The organism is Neisseria sp. P0009.S007 (genome assembly GCF_051962515.1).
The window spans coordinates 1-14,504 of the sequence record NZ_JBQCVF010000048.1; the positions used below are offsets into that span (position 1 = coordinate 1).

Sequence of the window (14,504 nt, forward strand, 5' to 3'; positions counted from 1 at the left end):
GCATGGCTGGTCGGGACATAAGGATTTTTCGGATGAATGACCAGCGACACGCCCATGGCTTCAAACGCCGCGCCTGCCAATTCAGGACGATGGGCAGTGGCAGAAGCCGGCATTTTGGTTCCCTTTACATGCGAAAAATTTACACCGGCCTGCTCGAATACTGCGCCGTTTTTCAATACGCGGGTTTCGCCGATACCCAGTTTCCCCGTCCACGCTTCATGCACAAATTTGGCTTCGCCATCTTCTTGCTCCAGCGCGGCGCAGATTTGGTTTTGCAGGGTTTTGAGGAGGGTTAGAACGGATTCTGTGTGCATGATATTTCCTTGATGGTGTTTTGTTATGGGTAAATTTTTGCAGGGCTTATCTTGTAATCAAGCTTGACTCATCAGCAATAGATTGAAAGGTATCGATGATGTGGCGATACCTTTCAGACGGCCTTGATTTATTCAGTAAAAAAGGTATGTGCGCCCAAATAGTTTTTGGCGTAGAACGGGGTGGAAAGTTTTTCGGTTTTGATGGTTTTGCCGCTGCTGGGGGCGTGGATGAATTCGCCGTTGCCGATGTAGAGGCCGACATGGGAATATTTGTGTGCGCCGCCGGTATTGAAAAAGACAAGATCGCCGGCTTTTAATTTGTCATCGGAAATTTTACGGCTGGCTGCGGCCATATCGCGTGCGGTGCGTGGCAGATTGACATTGAGGGCGTTTTTATAGACGAATTGGATCATGCCGCTGCAGTCAAAGCCTGTGGCTGTGGTACTGCCGCCCCATTTGTAGGGCGTGCCGATCAGGCCCATGCTGTGAAGCATCAATTCCTGCGAACCTTGTGTGCGGTCAATATGGGAAATGCGGACAGGTTGGACTTTTCTGGCGGTTATTTGCGGCTTGTGGGATTTGTGTTTGCTGGTGGTGCCGCAGGAGGCCAACAATAGGCTGGTGGTACAAACAAATAGGGTTTTGCAGATGAGTCGAGACATGGTGAATTTCTCCGGTCGCATGATTTATGTTTTCAGACGGTCTCTATAATAATCCTTCTATGGGCAGGATGGACAGGATTTTTGAAGTAACCCGTTTCCAGAATTTGGCTTCTGGTTCTTGTGCGTAAGTTCGTTTTTCACTTGGGTCATACCAGTATAGTTTATTGTAATTGCCAAGCGTTACCTGATAGGCGTAGTTTGGGGTGGTCGTAACGAGGGTGCGCTGCATTTGGCCTGCGATTTGGGGACTTTCGATGACGACACCCATTTCGGTATTGAGGCGTGCGGAACGTGGGTCGAGGTTGAATGAGCCGATGAAAATGCGTTTCTCGTCCACGATGAATGTTTTGGCGTGCAAGCTGGTGGCGGAGCTACCGGTCAAGCCGCGGTCTTTGGAGGTCGGAACGGCGTGGTTGGGCTGGAGCTCATAGAGTTTGACCCCAGCTTTAAGCAAGGGCTTGCGGTATTTGACGTAGCCGGAATGGACGGCGGCAACGTCGGTTGCTTGGAGCGAATTGGTCAAAACGGTAACGTCCACGCCGTTGTGAATCAGCTTTTCTATGGCTTTAACGCCCGATTTTGTGGGCACAAAATAGGGTGAGACAAGGTAAACGCTTTTTTCAGGTTGCTTGAGGGCGTCTTGTAGGCGTTCGGAAATAGGCGGTTTATGCCGGTCACGGTCTAAGCCTTTGGCCGGGTCATCGCTGATCAGGCGTGTGCTGACACTTTGCCACTCCATAAGGTTGCTCTGTATTTTTTGATAGAGGTTGGAGTGTTCAATGCTTTGACGGTAGCGGATGAGCGTTTGGTTTTTATCTTGGTCGGTGTAATTAAGTTCGGCTAGTCCTTTTTGCAGGTTTCCCCGTTTGATTATGCTACTTGCATTGTAGGCGGAATGGCTTGCCCAGTAGCGGTCGAAGTCTTGGGACACTTCTGTTACTACGCGTCCTGTTGCGAGGATATCGAGGTCGGCAAAGATGGTATCGTCGTTAACCTTAAAATATTCGTCGCCGATATTGCGTCCGCCCAAAATGGTGGCACGGTTGTCGGCGGTAAAGGATTTGTTGTGCATTCGGCGGTTAAGTCGCGGAAAGTCGGCAACGTAGCCGAGCGCACGCCATTTTCTGAAAATGAAGGGATTAAACAGACGGACTTCGATATTGGGATGATTGTCGAGTGCCAGCAGGAGATCATCCATGCCGTTGGTGTTGTTGTCGTCCAGAAGCAAACGCACACGGACGCCGCGTTCGGCCGCGCGATGAATCAGGTTGAACAAAAGCTTGCCGGAGATGTCGTTGTGCCAGATATAGTACTGCAAATCAAGAGTATGGTCGGCGGCTTCAATTAAGGCTGCTCGGGCAACAAAGGCTTCATGGGCATCGTTCAGCAGATAGATATGGGAAATATCGGCCTTGGAGGGGGTAGAAGGAATACCTAAGGCGCTGTCCAGTCGCGGCGTTGAAGGGATGTCAAGATAACTGCTTTGGGTGCGTTCGTCCAATGATGGCAAAAACGCGGCGCAACCGCCCAATAGCAGGGTATAAAGAAGAGGAAGATGAAATTTCATGGGAAACCGGTACAAACAATCCCTACCTAAATGATATTTAGGCAGGGATTGAATTGAAATTAGGTTGCTTGAATCAGCTTAGAAGGCAACATAATTTGCCGGATTGACTGGTTTGCCGTTTTGACGGATTTCAAAGTGCAACTGAGTGCGGGATGCATCGGTATTACCCATGTGCGCAATGGTTTGACCGCGTTTCACGGTTTGGTTTTCATTAACCAGCAGGCGTTGGTTGTGACCGTATGCGCTCAAGAATGAGGAGTTGTGTTGGATGATGACCAAGTTGCCGTAACCGCGCAAGCCTGAGCCTGCGTAAACGACTTTACCGTCTGCCGCTGCAACAACAGGCTGGCCTTGCGTACCGGCGATATCCACACCTTTGTTGCTGCCGCCGAAGTTGGCGATAACGTTACCGGTAGTCGGACGCTGCCATGTGATGCCGCTGACGTTGCGGCTGCTGCCGGTAGATACGGTCGGTGTATTGGCAGGCGTGCTTGGAGTCGGAGCAGTAGTTGTAGTTGTTGGAGTAGAAGGTTTGCTTGCAGAAGCTGCAGGTGCAACGTAGCCTTCAGGTTTCACACGGAGGGTTTGACCAATGCTGATGGTGTTGTCGGCCAAGTTATTCCATGCACGCAGATTGTCTTGGGTAATGTTGTAGCGTTTGGAGATGTTGTAAACGGTATCACCACGAACAACGGTATGTGTCGCTGCATTAATATCAACAGGCGCATAAGAAGGCGTGTAAGTGCCGGTGCTGCCGCTGTTGTACGTTGGAGCAGGTGTACTTACCGGCGGAGTGTATGGAGCATCTGCCGCTGGGCTGGTGTTGGTATTGTAAGGCGCTGCACCGTAAGGATTGTCAGCGGTAGAGCTTGTTGTTGAACCACCGCTTTGTGTGCCGACGACTACAGGAGCCGGTTGTTGGCTGGCACAGGCTGCAAGTAATAAAACCAAAGCTGCCGATCCGGCATAAGATACACTTTTTTTCAACATGTTAATGACTTTCGTATTCGGGTAATTGTTCTCGTCGGGGCATATCATAATAAAAATATGCTTGTTTCTCAAGTGTTCGGCTGTTAGGGACTGTTAAGGCGCAGGGATTTCTGACCAAAAGGAAGCGGTTTGCTCCATTTGTCCGTAGGCAGTCAAATCGACTTGCAGGGGGGTAATCGTGATGAAGCCGGATGCGCATTCGCTAAAGTCGGTACCTTCTTCGCTGTCGGAAACATCGCCGACCGGCCCAATCCAATAAATTTGTTCGCCACGTGGATTATACATGGGAACAATGCTTTGTTCATGATGACGGCGGCCGAGCCGTGTAATTTTTATGCCTTGGATATCCTCAGGTGCGACGGCAGGGATATTGATGTTCCATAAGATGGGTTCGGAAATAGGGCGTTTGAGAAAGTAGGAAAGCAGTATCCAAGCGGCTTTTTCCGCGGTTTCCCAATAACGGGCGCTGGAGTCGGCGAGGGAGAAAGCAATGGCGGGTATGCCCATCAGGTAGGCTTCCGTCGCAGCGGCAACCGTACCGGAATAAAGCGTATCGTCGCCCATGTTTGCGCCGTTGTTGATGCCGGACAAAACTAAGTCGGGTTTGAAATCGGCAAGGGCGTGTTGGCCGACATGAATGCAGTCGGTAGGGGTGCCATTCACATAGTAAAACCCGTTTTCCGCCTGTTTCAGTTGTAAAGGACGGTCTAAAGTCAGGGAATTGCTGACGCCGCTGCGATCGCGTTCGGGCGCAACCACCCTGACATTGGCAAATTCTGCACATACTCTTGCCAAAACAGCCAAACCGGGCGCAAGATAACCATCGTCGTTTGAGATTAATATGTTCATGTGACAATATTGTGTCTATCGGTAAGATGGGCCGTATTGTACTGGTTTGCTTGAGCGATTGTCCATGAATCGGCAACGTTTGGGCGGAAAGGATAATAATGAAACATTATGAATTAGACCCCAAAGCTTTATTGGGCGGCGTGATTGCTTCAGACGGCAATCAAGAGATTGTTCAGCTTTCACTGCAGAAGAATAATGAAATTCCGGCATATGAGGCGGATGCGATTATTTTGCTTTTGGTTTTAAACGGCAAAGCCGAAATCAAAACGGTGGACGAAGTTTTGCAGACCGAAGGCTTGCAAGTTATCCGTCTTGAGCCGATGGAGGCGCACAGCATTCGCGCGTTGGCCGATAACACCAATATTTTGGTTATCAAACAATTAATTCACGAAACCGGTCTCAGCAAACGTTTGAGATTTGGAAGTTGCTGTCTGTAATGGCAATAAAGGCCGTCTGAAAAGTCTCAGACGGCCTTTTTAAAATCAACTAGATTTATTTCAAACCTTTTTTCACCAAATCTTCATAACCGCCATGGTTGGTTACGTTGGTGTAGCCGGCTTTTTTCAGCTCAGTCAGCGCAGCTTCTGCTCGGCGGCCGCTGCGGCAGTAGAGGTTGACCGGTGCGTTTTTATCCGGGCTCACGGATTTGATGCGGTCAACGATTTGGTCGTGCGGAATATTGAGTGCACCTTGCAAATGACCTTCTTTGAATTCTTCGGCAGAGCGGACATCAATCCAAACCCCTTTTGCTTTTGCAGGCTGTGCCGCGCTTTTTTCAACCTTAGGCATAGAGGCTGCGGAAGCGGCCAAAGGAGTGGCAATAGCGGCGGCAAAAAGTACGGCGGTCAGCAGTTTCTTCATGGTTCAATCTCCTATCAGACAGAAAACAATATGATAACTTTATCAGTTTAGCATTTCATCAGGCCGTCTGAAAGGGGAGTCGTCTTTCAGAAGGCCTGATTTTACAAACCGATTAGCGTTGGGTTTCTACTGCTTCCAAAGCGCGCAAAGCGTATGTATAAGCGGCACCTGCGTTCAGTGCGATAGCGGTGGCCAATGCGCCGGCGATTTCGCTTTCGGTTGCACCTGCCTTGGCTGCAGCGGCGGCATGCACGCTGATGCAGCTTTCGCAACGTGTGGTAATGGCAACGGCGATGGCGATCAGTTCGCGAGTTTTGGCATCCAGTGCTTCGGCAGCGGCTGCTTGATCCAGTGCGCCGTAGGCTTGCAGCATTTTAGGATGGTTTTTACCCAGTTCGCCGAATGCTTTTTTTACCAAGGCGGTATGTTCAGGCCAGTCTTTAAACATGATATGTCCTTTCTTAATGTGAGTGGATAAGATAAAAAATCCTATCCGTTTGTGTTTGGTGTGTGTATTATTGCAATAATTTGAAGATTTAAATCGTCAAAACATCTCATTTATTGGTAAAAAACACTATGGATATTTTGGATAGGCTGGTCGAATTGGCGCAGGTAAAAGGCAGCGTGGATGTTCAATGTCTGTTTCGGGGGGAGTGGTATGTGCGGCATGAACCAAAGCGTGCGCATGGTTTGGTGCATATCGTAACTGCCGGTTCGGGTTATATCCGAATTGATGGGGAGCAAGAGGCAAGGCTGCTGAGTGCGGGGGATATCATTTTTTTTCCGCGCAGCGTAGGGCATACTTTGAGCAGTGACAGCAGTTGTGAAAATCTTGGTGTTAATGTGCTGACGAGTGAAAAAGGCGCATTTAAAGTCAAGCGAAGTCATGCAGGAGGCGATGCGGCTTTGCATCTTTTCTGTGCACGGTTTGAATATGAAGCGCAGGCGGATATTATGGCGGGGCTGCCTGACACGGTTTTGCTGAATATCAACCATCCTTCTTTGCAGTATTTGGTGGCATTGTTGCAGTATGAGAGCGGTCAAGCCTTGTCCGGTTCGGTAGCGGTTGTGAACGCATTGGCTTCGGTGTTGTTGGTATTTCTACTTCGAGCCAGCCTGGAGAAAAATGGGGAAGCGCAATTAAGCGGTTTGCTGAATGGTTGGCAGGACAAACGTCTGCGGAATCTGCTTCAGGCAGTAGTGGATAAGCCGGAAGAGGAATGGAATATCGAGAAAATGACCGCGATTGCCAACTTGTCTCGCGCCCAGTTAATGCGGGTATTTAAGCAGCAGACGGGAACAAGCCCGCATGCCTTTGTTAACAGCATCCGCTTGCAGCAGGGGGCGTTATTGTTAAAGCAGACAGCCGATTCGGTTTTATCGGTTGCGCTCTCGGTGGGTTTTCAATCGGAAACGCATTTTGGCAAGGCATTTAAAAAGCAATATGGGATATCGCCGGGGCAATATCGTAAGAATGATCGCGCTGATGAAGCAGCAGTACAAGCGGAAGAGATGCCGATTTACTTTATTTGAACAGATGATAAAAGGCCGTCTGAAAGTGTAATAATGAAATCTAGGATTTCTAAAACACTTTTCAGACGGCCTCAATTTTAAAACGTATCAATCAAACAGAATTAGTCCAGTTTTTTGAAATGACGGCGACGTTCCAATTCGCTCAGGTAGCGTTTACGCAGGCGGATGGATTGTGGCGTGATTTCAACCAGTTCGTCATCGTCGATGAACTCAACTGCACCTTCCAAAGTCAATTTGATAGGCGTAGTCAGGCGCACGGCTTCATCTGTACCGCTGGCGCGGACGTTGGTCAGTTTTTTACCTTTCAGAGGGTTTACCACCAAGTCGTTGTCGCGGCTGTGAATACCAATAATCATACCTTCGTAGACTTTGTCGTTTGGAGAAACGAACATACGGCCGCGGTCTTCCAAGTTCCACAGGGCGTAAGCAACAGCTTCACCTTGCTCTTGAGAAACCAGGACGCCGTTGTGACGACCTGGCATATCAGGTTTAACCGGAGCATAGTCGTCAAAAACGTGGCTCATCAAGCCGGTACCGCGGGTCAAGGTCATAAATTCACCTTGGAAACCGATCAGGCCGCGTGCAGGAATATGGTATTCCAAACGTGTACGACCGTTACCGTCGCTTTCCATATTGGTCAATTCGCCACGGCGGCGGCCGAGTTCTTCCATGACCGCGCCTTGGTTTTCATCCGGCACATCCACAGTCAGATTTTCGTAAGGCTCGCATTTTTGACCGTCAATTTCACGGAATACCACGCGCGGTTTGCCGACTGCCAATTCAAAGCCTTCGCGGCGCATGTTTTCCAACAAAATGGTCAAGTGCAATTCGCCGCGGCCAGAAACGCGGAAAACGTCGGCATCGGCTGTATCTTCAACACGCAGGGCAACGTTGGTCAGCAATTCTTTTTGCAGGCGGTCGCGGATTTGGCGGGAAGTCACGAATTTGCCTTCAGTACCGGCAAGAGGAGAAGTGTTGACCATAAAGTCCATGGTCAGGGTCGGCTCGTCCACGCTCAACATAGGCAAGCCTTTGGGATTGTCTTTGTCGGTAATGGTTACGCCGATACCGATGTCTTCAATGCCAGAAATAATCACGATGTCACCGGCCTCAGCTTCTTCCAAAGGTACGCGTTCCAAGCCTTGGAAGCCCAACAGCTGGTTGATGCGGCCTTGGGCGACTTGTTCTTCATGATTCATGACGGCAACGACTTGGCCGGGTTTGATGCGGCCGTTCAGGATGCGGCCGATGCCGAGGCGGCCGGTGTAGTTGTCGTAGTCCAGTTGGGAAATTTGCAGTTGCAGCGTTTTGTCCGCGCTGCCGCTTGGTGCAGGCGTGTGTTTCAAAATGGTCTCGAACAGAGGGCGCATGTCGCTGCTCTCGTCGTTTTCATCCAGTTTGGCAAAGCCGGACAGGCCGGAAGCATAGACGATAGGGAAGTCCAATTGTTCGTCGGTTGCGCCCAAGTTGTCGAACAATTCGAATGTTTGGTCGATAACCCAGCTTGGACGGGCAGATGGTTTGTCGATTTTGTTGATAACAACGATAGGTTTAAGACCCAAAGCCAAGGCTTTTTTGGTCACGAAACGGGTTTGCGGCATAGGGCCTTCTTGTGCGTCAACCAACAGTACGACGCAGTCAACCATGCCCAATACACGTTCCACCTCGCCACCAAAATCAGCGTGTCCCGGGGTATCTACGATGTTAATGTGGTAGCCTTCGTATTCGATGGCGGTATTTTTAGCGAGAATGGTAATGCCGCGTTCTTTTTCAAGATCGTTGCTGTCCATGACGCGTTCTTCGACTTGCTGGTTGGAACGGAATGTACCGGACTGACGCAGCAACTGGTCAACTAATGTGGTTTTGCCATGGTCGACGTGGGCGATGATGGCAATATTGCGGATTTGTTTCATGATAATTTATGTGTTTCAGCTAGGTGCTTAAAAAAAAGATAACTGGCGATTATAGCACGATTCCTAAGTATTGACGGAGTAGAAGATTCAAAAAAATGAGGCAAAAGCAGTTGAGAATAATTCATAATTAAATTTGATTGATTTTGTTGGATTATTTGCTTTTATTTATGGTTAACAAATGTAAATGTTTTTGAATGATGCAATGGATTCTTAATACTAATGTCAAAAAATTGTCATTAAAAACAGGGGATTAATTTTTCAGACGGCCTTTTTGGCTGGTTAACTTTTTTGATAATTGTTTGTATTTTAAATAGAAAATTTGTCAAAAGTGCTTCTTGTGCATACAATTACCTCATTCCATAACAACACACGAATCTTCATTTCGTGATTATCAACTTTTAAAAGAAAGAGAAAGAATTATGCAAGGCAACCAAGCAGTTATTGATTACATGAACGAATTATTGTCTGGTGAGTTGGCTGCTCGCGACCAATATTTTATCCACTCTCGCCTGTACTCTGAATGGGGTTACACCAAACTGTTCGAACGTTTGAACCACGAGATGGAAGAAGAAACCACTCACGCCGAAGACTTCATCCGTCGTATCCTGATGTTGGGCGGTACTCCTAAAATGACACGTGCCGAACTGAACATCGGTACTGACGTAATCTCTTGTCTGAAAGCAGACTTGAACACTGAATACGAAGTACGCGATGCGCTGAAAAAAGGCATCAAATTGTGCGAAGAAGCTCAAGACTACGTTACCCGCGATTTGATGATTGCCCAACTGAAAGACACTGAAGAAGATCACGCTCACTGGTTGGAACAACAACTGCGTCTGATCGAATTGGTCGGCGAAGGCAACTACTACCAAAGCCAACTGTAATCTAGCGTATAACATATTAAGGAGCTGAATATGAAAGGCGATCGCTTAGTTATTCGCGAGCTGAACAAAAACTTAGGTTTGTTGCTGATTACCATTAACCAATACTTCCTGCATGCCCGCATTTTGAAAAACTGGGGCTTTGAAGAATTGGGCGAACACTTCTTCAAACAATCCATCCGCGAAATGAAATCCGCAGACGATTTAATCGAGCGTATTTTGTTCTTGGAAGGTCTGCCTAATCTGCAAGAATTGGGTAAACTGTTGATCGGTGAATCTACCGAAGAAATCATTGCCTGCGATCTGAAAAAAGAGTATGAAAAACATGATACTCTGGTTGCAGCCATCGCTCTTGCAGAAGAGCAACAAGACTATGTCAGCCGTGATTTGTTGGAAAAACAAAAAGACATCAACGAAGAACACATCGACTGGCTTGAAACTCAGCAGGAATTGATTGGTAAAGTTGGTTTGCCAAACTACCTGCAAACAGCGGCGCAAGAGGACTAAAACACAAACCACTGCCAAATATAGCAGTCCCTGCTCCCATCGACGGCATATCTTTACGGATATGCCGTTTTCTTTTATAAAAATGCTTAAAGGCCGTCCGAATGTTCAGACGGCCTTGATTTTATATCGCTTTCAAACGGTATAGATAAGTAGTTTCCTTGTTTCTGGCAAACGCCAAAGGATCGGATTCATCTATTGCTTTTTTGTGTTGCGGTTTAGTTTTCAAAATATCGACTACATTGAGTGAGGCCGTCTGAAAGCATTGGTTTAGAAAGTCTTTGTTGCGCAAATGTAAGTGTTCTGCCAAGTCGGAAATAATTAACCAGGCTTCGCCGTTTGGATTTAAGTGCTGGCGTACGCCGTTGAGGAACGCGGTTAACATGGCATGATTGGGGTCGTAAAGGGCGGTCTCGATGGCAGAGGTCGGTTTTGCCGGCAGCCAAGGCGGATTGCAGACGATAAGGTCGGCGCAAGTTTCGGGAAATAAATCAATCGATTGGATGTTGACAGCTTTATCCAGGCTTAGACGCTCAAGGTTTGCTGTGGCGCAGGCTATTGCTTTTGGGTTGGTGTCTGTGGCAATGATGTCGGGTATGCCTCGCTTGGCCAAAATTGCGGCAATAACACCTGAGCCGGTGCCGATGTCAAAGGCCGTCTGAATATGGGGAGCGAGTGGGGCTTGTGTGATTAAATCCAAATACTCGCCGCGCAGTGGAGAGAATACGCCGAAAGGAACATGGATTTTTCCATCAAGCTGAGGAATGTCTATGCCTTTTTTGTGCCATTCGTGTGCACCGATAAAACCCAATAATTGATTTAGCGGCAAAAGAAACGGTTTGTCGTTTAGTGTGTCGTAAACATCGCACAAGGCGGCGTAGATGTCGGGTGCGCGTGCATTGTCCAGTTGAAAATTAGGTTGGATTTCGATGGCAAGCATATTGAGCAAACGGCTTTGTTGCGCCTGTTTCATACGGTGGGCATGAAAGGCTGTCTGAATATCGGCAGGTGCGCCTTTCTTTTTTTCAGACGGCCTGCGGATACGTTTTTTCATTGCAGATAAGACTTGCTTGGCATTGTGAAAATCGCCAGTCCAAACAGTTGCAGTTTGCGCGTGGGCATTTTTTAAGATTTCTGTTGCGCCTGCTTCTTGTATGTAAACCGCCTGCTTGGGTGGCTTTTGTGTACTTTCGTTGCGCCATTCGATGTCGGAGCGGTTGGTAGGGATGGTATGGGGCATAATGTGTTTCAAATCGGGGAAATAGGGGATTAGTTTACTATATTTAGGATGTGTTCGGTTTGAGAGGAGCTTTTAATAGTCCAAATTAGACAAAATGTATAAAAATTTCTCAAGTTTTAAAATTTATACCAATATTTTGATAAAAATAGATTGTCGTTTTGTCTAAAATGAGTATAATGCAAAACCAGAACACAATAATCTTAATCAGATTTGGACAAGGAACATCATGCAATTAGACATTGACCGTTTGGTTGCCTATTTTGGCGGCGTAAACGCGCTGGCCGAAGCTCTGAAACAGCACGACCCGGAAAATGCTGCGACCACAGCGGCTATCTACAAATGGCGTACACGCGGGTCCCTGCCTTTGGCTCAGTTGCAAAAACTGACCGCTTTGGCGGAAGCGCAAGGCAGACCGCTTGATTTGAATGCTTTTTTACAAAAAAATGAATCTCTGGAGAGAACAGAAATGACACAAACCAACCGCGTTATCATTTTCGATACCACCATGCGCGACGGTGAGCAGTCCCCCGGCGCATCCATGACCAAAGAGGAGAAAATCCGTATTGCCCGCCAGTTGGAAAAGATGGGTGTCGATGTGATTGAGGCAGGTTTTGCAGCAGCCAGTCCGGGCGATTTTGAATCGGTTAATGCGATTGCCAAAATCATTACTAAATCTACAGTTTGCTCATTGGCGCGTGCCGTTGAAAACGATGTGCGCAAAGCAGGCGAAGCTGTTTCCCCTGCTCCGAAAAAACGTATTCACACTTTTATCGCCACCAGCCCCATCCACATGGAGCACAAACTGAAAATGAAGCCGCAGCAGGTCATCGATGCGGCGGTCAAAGCGGTAAAAATTGCCAAAGAATATACTGACGATGTGGAATTTTCCGCCGAAGACGCCGTGCGTTCGGATTTGGACTTTCTCGCCAAAATCTTTACGGCGGTTATCGAGGCAGGCGCAACCACCATCAATATTCCCGATACTGTCGGCTACTCCATCCCTTCCGTATGGTACGAGCGTATCAGTAACATCATCAAAAGCGTGCCCAACGGCGACAAAGTAGTCTGGTCGACCCACTGCCACAACGACTTGGGTATGGCGGTTGCCAACTCGCTGGCCGCTGTTCAGGCAGGCGTGCGCCAGGTGGAATGTACCATCAACGGTTTGGGTGAACGTGCGGGTAATGCCAGCCTTGAAGAAATCGTGATGGCGTTGAAAGTGCGCCACGACCTTTTCGGCTTGGAAACCGGCATTGATACCACGCAAATCGTGCCAGTATCCAAACTGGTATCTACTATTACCGGCTATCCGATTCAGCCAAATAAAGCAGTAGTCGGCGCAAACGCCTTTGCACACGAATCAGGCATCCACCAAGACGGCGTGTTGAAACACCCTGAAACCTATGAAATCATGACTGCCGAATCAGTTGGCTGGTCAACCAACCGCCTGACTTTGGGTAAACTCTCCGGCCGTAATGCTTTCAAAACCAAGCTGGCAGATTTGGGTATTGAGTTGGAAAGTGAAGAGGCGTTGAATGCGGCATTTGCACGCTTCAAAGAGCTGGCGGATAAGAAACGCGAAATCTTTGATGAAGACCTGCACGCTTTGGTGTCTGACGAAATGGGCAATATGAATACCGAAAGCTACAAATTCATTTCCCAAAAAATCAGCACTGAAACTGGTGAAGAGCCGCGCGCCGATATTGTGTTCAGTATTCGCGGTGAAGAAAAACACGCTTCCGCTAGCGGCTCAGGCCCTGTTGATGCCATCTTCAAAGCCATTGAAAGCGTAGCACAAAGTGGCGCAACCTTGCAGATTTACTCTGTCAATGCGGTAACTCAAGGTACAGAAAGCCAAGGCGAAACTTCCGTCCGCCTGCAACGTGGCGACCGTGTGGTCAACGGCCAAGGTGCGGATACCGACGTATTGGTGGCAACTGCCAAAGCCTATTTATCTGCGCTGAGTAAATTGGAATTCGGCCAAGCCAAGCCAAAAGCGCAAGGCAGAGGCATGATTTAATTTATTGAAAAGGTTAAGGCCGTCTGAAATCGTAGTGATACGTTTCAGACGGCCTTTTTTATTTGGTTAGAAAATAGTTTATTTATTGAAGTTTAAGCAGTCGGTCTTGTTCGACCGACAATACGCCATTTATTTTTTTGAAATAGGCAATGGCATCTTCAATCTTGGTCTTGGAAGACGGACGAATAGCAATGCCGTTCAGGTTTTTGTATTCATAAATCAAACTTGCACCCGAGGTTTTCACTGCTTTTAGCAATGGCGCAGAACCGGTTTGGGCATCATAGAAGATAATCAGGTTTCCATTTGTATCTTGGGCTTGTTGCTGAGATGGGATGGCAGTTGATTGAGTAGGAGTACTTGGGCTTTGGCAGGCGCAAAGCAGGGTGGAGAGTAGGATGAATGCTAGGGTTTTCATGGCATTAATTCAATTTGATAAAACACTAAGGCCGTCTAAACAATCGTAAAACGAAATCAAAGTTTCCCTTTACAACTTTCAGACGGCCTTTGTCAGTTATGCTTCAGGCAATTCCATGGCTAGAACGGTTTGCTCTTGTTTGGCACGGAAAGCCGCCAATTTTTCAGCCAATTCAGGATTTTCATTGGCCAAAAGTGAAATAGCAAACAGCGCTGCATTGGCCGCACCGGCTTCGCCAATGGCAAATGTGGCAACAGGAACGCCTTTGGGCATTTGTACAATCGAAAGCAGGGAGTCTTCGCCGCGCAGATATTTGCTGGGCACGGGAACACCCAAGACGGGCACCGTGGTTTTGGCTGCAACCATGCCTGGCAAATGCGCTGCGCCGCCTGCGCCGGCAATGATGGCTTTGATGCCGCGTTCGCGTGCGGTTTCGGCGTATTCAAACATCAAATCAGGCGTACGGTGTGCAGAGACGACACGCGCTTCGTATTCAACGCCGAATTCTTTGAGAAATTGTGCTGCCTGCTGCATCACCGGCCAATCGCTGTTGCTGCCCATAATAATGCCGACTTGGATCATGAAGAGTTCCTTTTGCTTGAATGGATTAAGGGTAAAAAAATATTCAGACGGCCTTGGGGATGACAAGGCCGTCTGAACGTTTATCTTTGTTTGAGACTGATGGAAGCGCGTTTTGCCGCTTCGCTGTTGGGGAAGCTTTGTATCAGTTTGCGCCATGTGCTGCGGGCGATGTC

Annotated in this window: 16 protein-coding genes and 1 pseudogene; 5 read left to right on the forward strand and 12 right to left on the reverse strand. The window is 48.1% G+C overall.

The features are described 5' to 3' along the window. The 5 genes from ACTHS3_RS06225 to surE form a co-directional block, all read right to left on the reverse strand. On the reverse strand, window positions 1-314 hold a 314-nt coding region (locus ACTHS3_RS06225), incomplete at its 3' end, for a coproporphyrinogen III oxidase (protein WP_440367417.1). A gap of 128 nt (window positions 315-442) precedes the next feature. Then, window positions 443-976 (reverse strand): C40 family peptidase, encoded by a 534-nt coding sequence (locus tag ACTHS3_RS06230; RefSeq protein WP_004520294.1) that lies wholly within the window; start codon window positions 974-976, stop codon window positions 443-445. A gap of 43 nt (window positions 977-1,019) precedes the next feature. Then, window positions 1,020-2,543 (reverse strand): phospholipase D family protein, encoded by a 1,524-nt coding sequence (locus ACTHS3_RS06235; RefSeq protein ID WP_004520295.1) that lies wholly within the window; start codon window positions 2,541-2,543, stop codon window positions 1,020-1,022. A gap of 78 nt (window positions 2,544-2,621) precedes the next feature. Continuing rightward, complete coding sequence (locus ACTHS3_RS06240; RefSeq protein WP_049335267.1) at window positions 2,622-3,533, reverse strand: peptidoglycan DD-metalloendopeptidase family protein; 912 nt, start codon at window positions 3,531-3,533, stop codon at window positions 2,622-2,624. 93 nt (window positions 3,534-3,626) lie between these two features. Beyond that, on the reverse strand, window positions 3,627-4,382 hold the full coding sequence (surE, locus tag ACTHS3_RS06245; RefSeq protein WP_004520297.1) for a 5'/3'-nucleotidase SurE: 756 nt from the start codon (window positions 4,380-4,382) through the stop codon (window positions 3,627-3,629). Window positions 4,383-4,480: 98 nt separating this feature from the next. Here surE and ACTHS3_RS06250 point away from each other — a divergent pair, with 98 nt between their 5' ends. After that, a complete protein-coding gene (locus tag ACTHS3_RS06250; RefSeq protein ID WP_004520298.1) occupies window positions 4,481-4,819 on the forward strand; it encodes a hypothetical protein in 339 nt (112 codons plus the stop codon). A 55-nt stretch (window positions 4,820-4,874) separates the two neighbouring features. On the opposite strand, the gene ACTHS3_RS06255 is transcribed toward ACTHS3_RS06250, so the two are convergent. Together ACTHS3_RS06255 and ACTHS3_RS06260 are read right to left on the reverse strand one after the other, a co-directional pair. Next, window positions 4,875-5,243 (reverse strand): rhodanese-like domain-containing protein, encoded by a 369-nt coding sequence (locus ACTHS3_RS06255; protein ID WP_003686323.1) that lies wholly within the window; start codon window positions 5,241-5,243, stop codon window positions 4,875-4,877. Window positions 5,244-5,355: 112 nt separating this feature from the next. Continuing rightward, the gene (locus tag ACTHS3_RS06260) at window positions 5,356-5,691 is read right to left on the reverse strand and encodes a carboxymuconolactone decarboxylase family protein (protein WP_003686488.1); all 336 of its coding nucleotides are present in this window, start codon (window positions 5,689-5,691) and stop codon (window positions 5,356-5,358) included. 128 nt (window positions 5,692-5,819) lie between these two features. Between ACTHS3_RS06260 and ACTHS3_RS06265 the strand changes: the two genes are divergently transcribed. Next, on the forward strand, window positions 5,820-6,776 hold the full coding sequence (locus ACTHS3_RS06265; protein WP_107737099.1) for a cupin domain-containing protein: 957 nt from the start codon (window positions 5,820-5,822) through the stop codon (window positions 6,774-6,776). A 101-nt stretch (window positions 6,777-6,877) separates the two neighbouring features. Here the strand turns inward: ACTHS3_RS06265 and typA are convergent, their stop codons facing one another. Beyond that, window positions 6,878-8,689, reverse strand: coding sequence for a translational GTPase TypA (typA, locus tag ACTHS3_RS06270; protein ID WP_049335263.1), 1,812 nt, complete (start codon window positions 8,687-8,689; stop codon window positions 6,878-6,880). Window positions 8,690-9,108: 419 nt separating this feature from the next. On the opposite strand from typA, the gene bfr (ACTHS3_RS06275) reads away from it, so the two are divergent. Both bfr (ACTHS3_RS06275) and bfr (ACTHS3_RS06280) read left to right on the forward strand, forming a co-directional pair. Further along, window positions 9,109-9,573, forward strand: a complete 465-nt coding sequence (gene bfr / locus ACTHS3_RS06275; RefSeq protein ID WP_004520304.1) for a bacterioferritin — start codon at window positions 9,109-9,111, stop codon at window positions 9,571-9,573. Between the two features lie 30 nt (window positions 9,574-9,603). Continuing rightward, complete coding sequence (gene bfr / locus ACTHS3_RS06280) at window positions 9,604-10,077, forward strand: bacterioferritin (protein WP_049335261.1); 474 nt, start codon at window positions 9,604-9,606, stop codon at window positions 10,075-10,077. Between the two features lie 121 nt (window positions 10,078-10,198). On the opposite strand, the gene ACTHS3_RS06285 is transcribed toward bfr (ACTHS3_RS06280), so the two are convergent. Beyond that, a complete protein-coding gene (locus tag ACTHS3_RS06285) occupies window positions 10,199-11,314 on the reverse strand; it encodes a methyltransferase (protein WP_049335259.1) in 1,116 nt (371 codons plus the stop codon). A gap of 226 nt (window positions 11,315-11,540) precedes the next feature. On the opposite strand from ACTHS3_RS06285, the gene ACTHS3_RS06290 reads away from it, so the two are divergent. Beyond that, entirely contained in the window at window positions 11,541-13,334 is a 1,794-nt protein-coding gene (locus ACTHS3_RS06290; protein WP_049330811.1) for a 2-isopropylmalate synthase, read from the forward strand. 82 nt (window positions 13,335-13,416) lie between these two features. Here the strand turns inward: ACTHS3_RS06290 and ACTHS3_RS06295 are convergent, their stop codons facing one another. The 3 genes and pseudogenes from ACTHS3_RS06295 to ACTHS3_RS06305 all read right to left on the reverse strand — a co-directional run. Continuing rightward, a complete protein-coding gene (locus ACTHS3_RS06295) occupies window positions 13,417-13,749 on the reverse strand; it encodes a hypothetical protein (protein WP_004520308.1) in 333 nt (110 codons plus the stop codon). Between the two features lie 96 nt (window positions 13,750-13,845). Next, on the reverse strand, window positions 13,846-14,331 hold the full coding sequence (gene purE / locus ACTHS3_RS06300) for a 5-(carboxyamino)imidazole ribonucleotide mutase (RefSeq protein ID WP_003686478.1): 486 nt from the start codon (window positions 14,329-14,331) through the stop codon (window positions 13,846-13,848). An 80-nt stretch (window positions 14,332-14,411) separates the two neighbouring features. Further along, a pseudogene (locus tag ACTHS3_RS06305) lies at window positions 14,412-14,504 on the reverse strand (tetratricopeptide repeat protein); the annotation flags it as partial.

Bases quoted from the DNA above. Each gene is read 5' to 3' on its own strand.
- ACTHS3_RS06295 (WP_004520308.1), bottom strand. From the start codon at position 13,749: ATGAAAACCCTAGCATTCATCCTACTCTCCACCCTGCTTTGCGCCTGC.
- purE (WP_003686478.1), bottom strand. From the start codon at position 14,331: ATGATCCAAGTCGGCATTATTATGGGCAGCAACAGCGATTGGCCGGTG.
- ACTHS3_RS06230 (WP_004520294.1), bottom strand. From the start codon at position 976: ATGTCTCGACTCATCTGCAAAACCCTATTTGTTTGTACCACCAGCCTA.
- ACTHS3_RS06260 (WP_003686488.1), bottom strand. From the start codon at position 5,691: ATGTTTAAAGACTGGCCTGAACATACCGCCTTGGTAAAAAAAGCATTC.
- bfr (WP_049335261.1), top strand. From the start codon at position 9,604: ATGAAAGGCGATCGCTTAGTTATTCGCGAGCTGAACAAAAACTTAGGT.
- ACTHS3_RS06285 (WP_049335259.1), bottom strand. From the start codon at position 11,314: ATGCCCCATACCATCCCTACCAACCGCTCCGACATCGAATGGCGCAAC.
- ACTHS3_RS06265 (WP_107737099.1), top strand. From the start codon at position 5,820: ATGGATATTTTGGATAGGCTGGTCGAATTGGCGCAGGTAAAAGGCAGC.
- ACTHS3_RS06235 (WP_004520295.1), bottom strand. From the start codon at position 2,543: ATGAAATTTCATCTTCCTCTTCTTTATACCCTGCTATTGGGCGGTTGC.
- ACTHS3_RS06240 (WP_049335267.1), bottom strand. From the start codon at position 3,533: ATGTTGAAAAAAAGTGTATCTTATGCCGGATCGGCAGCTTTGGTTTTA.
- ACTHS3_RS06255 (WP_003686323.1), bottom strand. From the start codon at position 5,243: ATGAAGAAACTGCTGACCGCCGTACTTTTTGCCGCCGCTATTGCCACT.
- bfr (WP_004520304.1), top strand. From the start codon at position 9,109: ATGCAAGGCAACCAAGCAGTTATTGATTACATGAACGAATTATTGTCT.
- typA (WP_049335263.1), bottom strand. From the start codon at position 8,689: ATGAAACAAATCCGCAATATTGCCATCATCGCCCACGTCGACCATGGC.
- surE (WP_004520297.1), bottom strand. From the start codon at position 4,382: ATGAACATATTAATCTCAAACGACGATGGTTATCTTGCGCCCGGTTTG.
- ACTHS3_RS06290 (WP_049330811.1), top strand. From the start codon at position 11,541: ATGCAATTAGACATTGACCGTTTGGTTGCCTATTTTGGCGGCGTAAAC.
- ACTHS3_RS06250 (WP_004520298.1), top strand. From the start codon at position 4,481: ATGAAACATTATGAATTAGACCCCAAAGCTTTATTGGGCGGCGTGATT.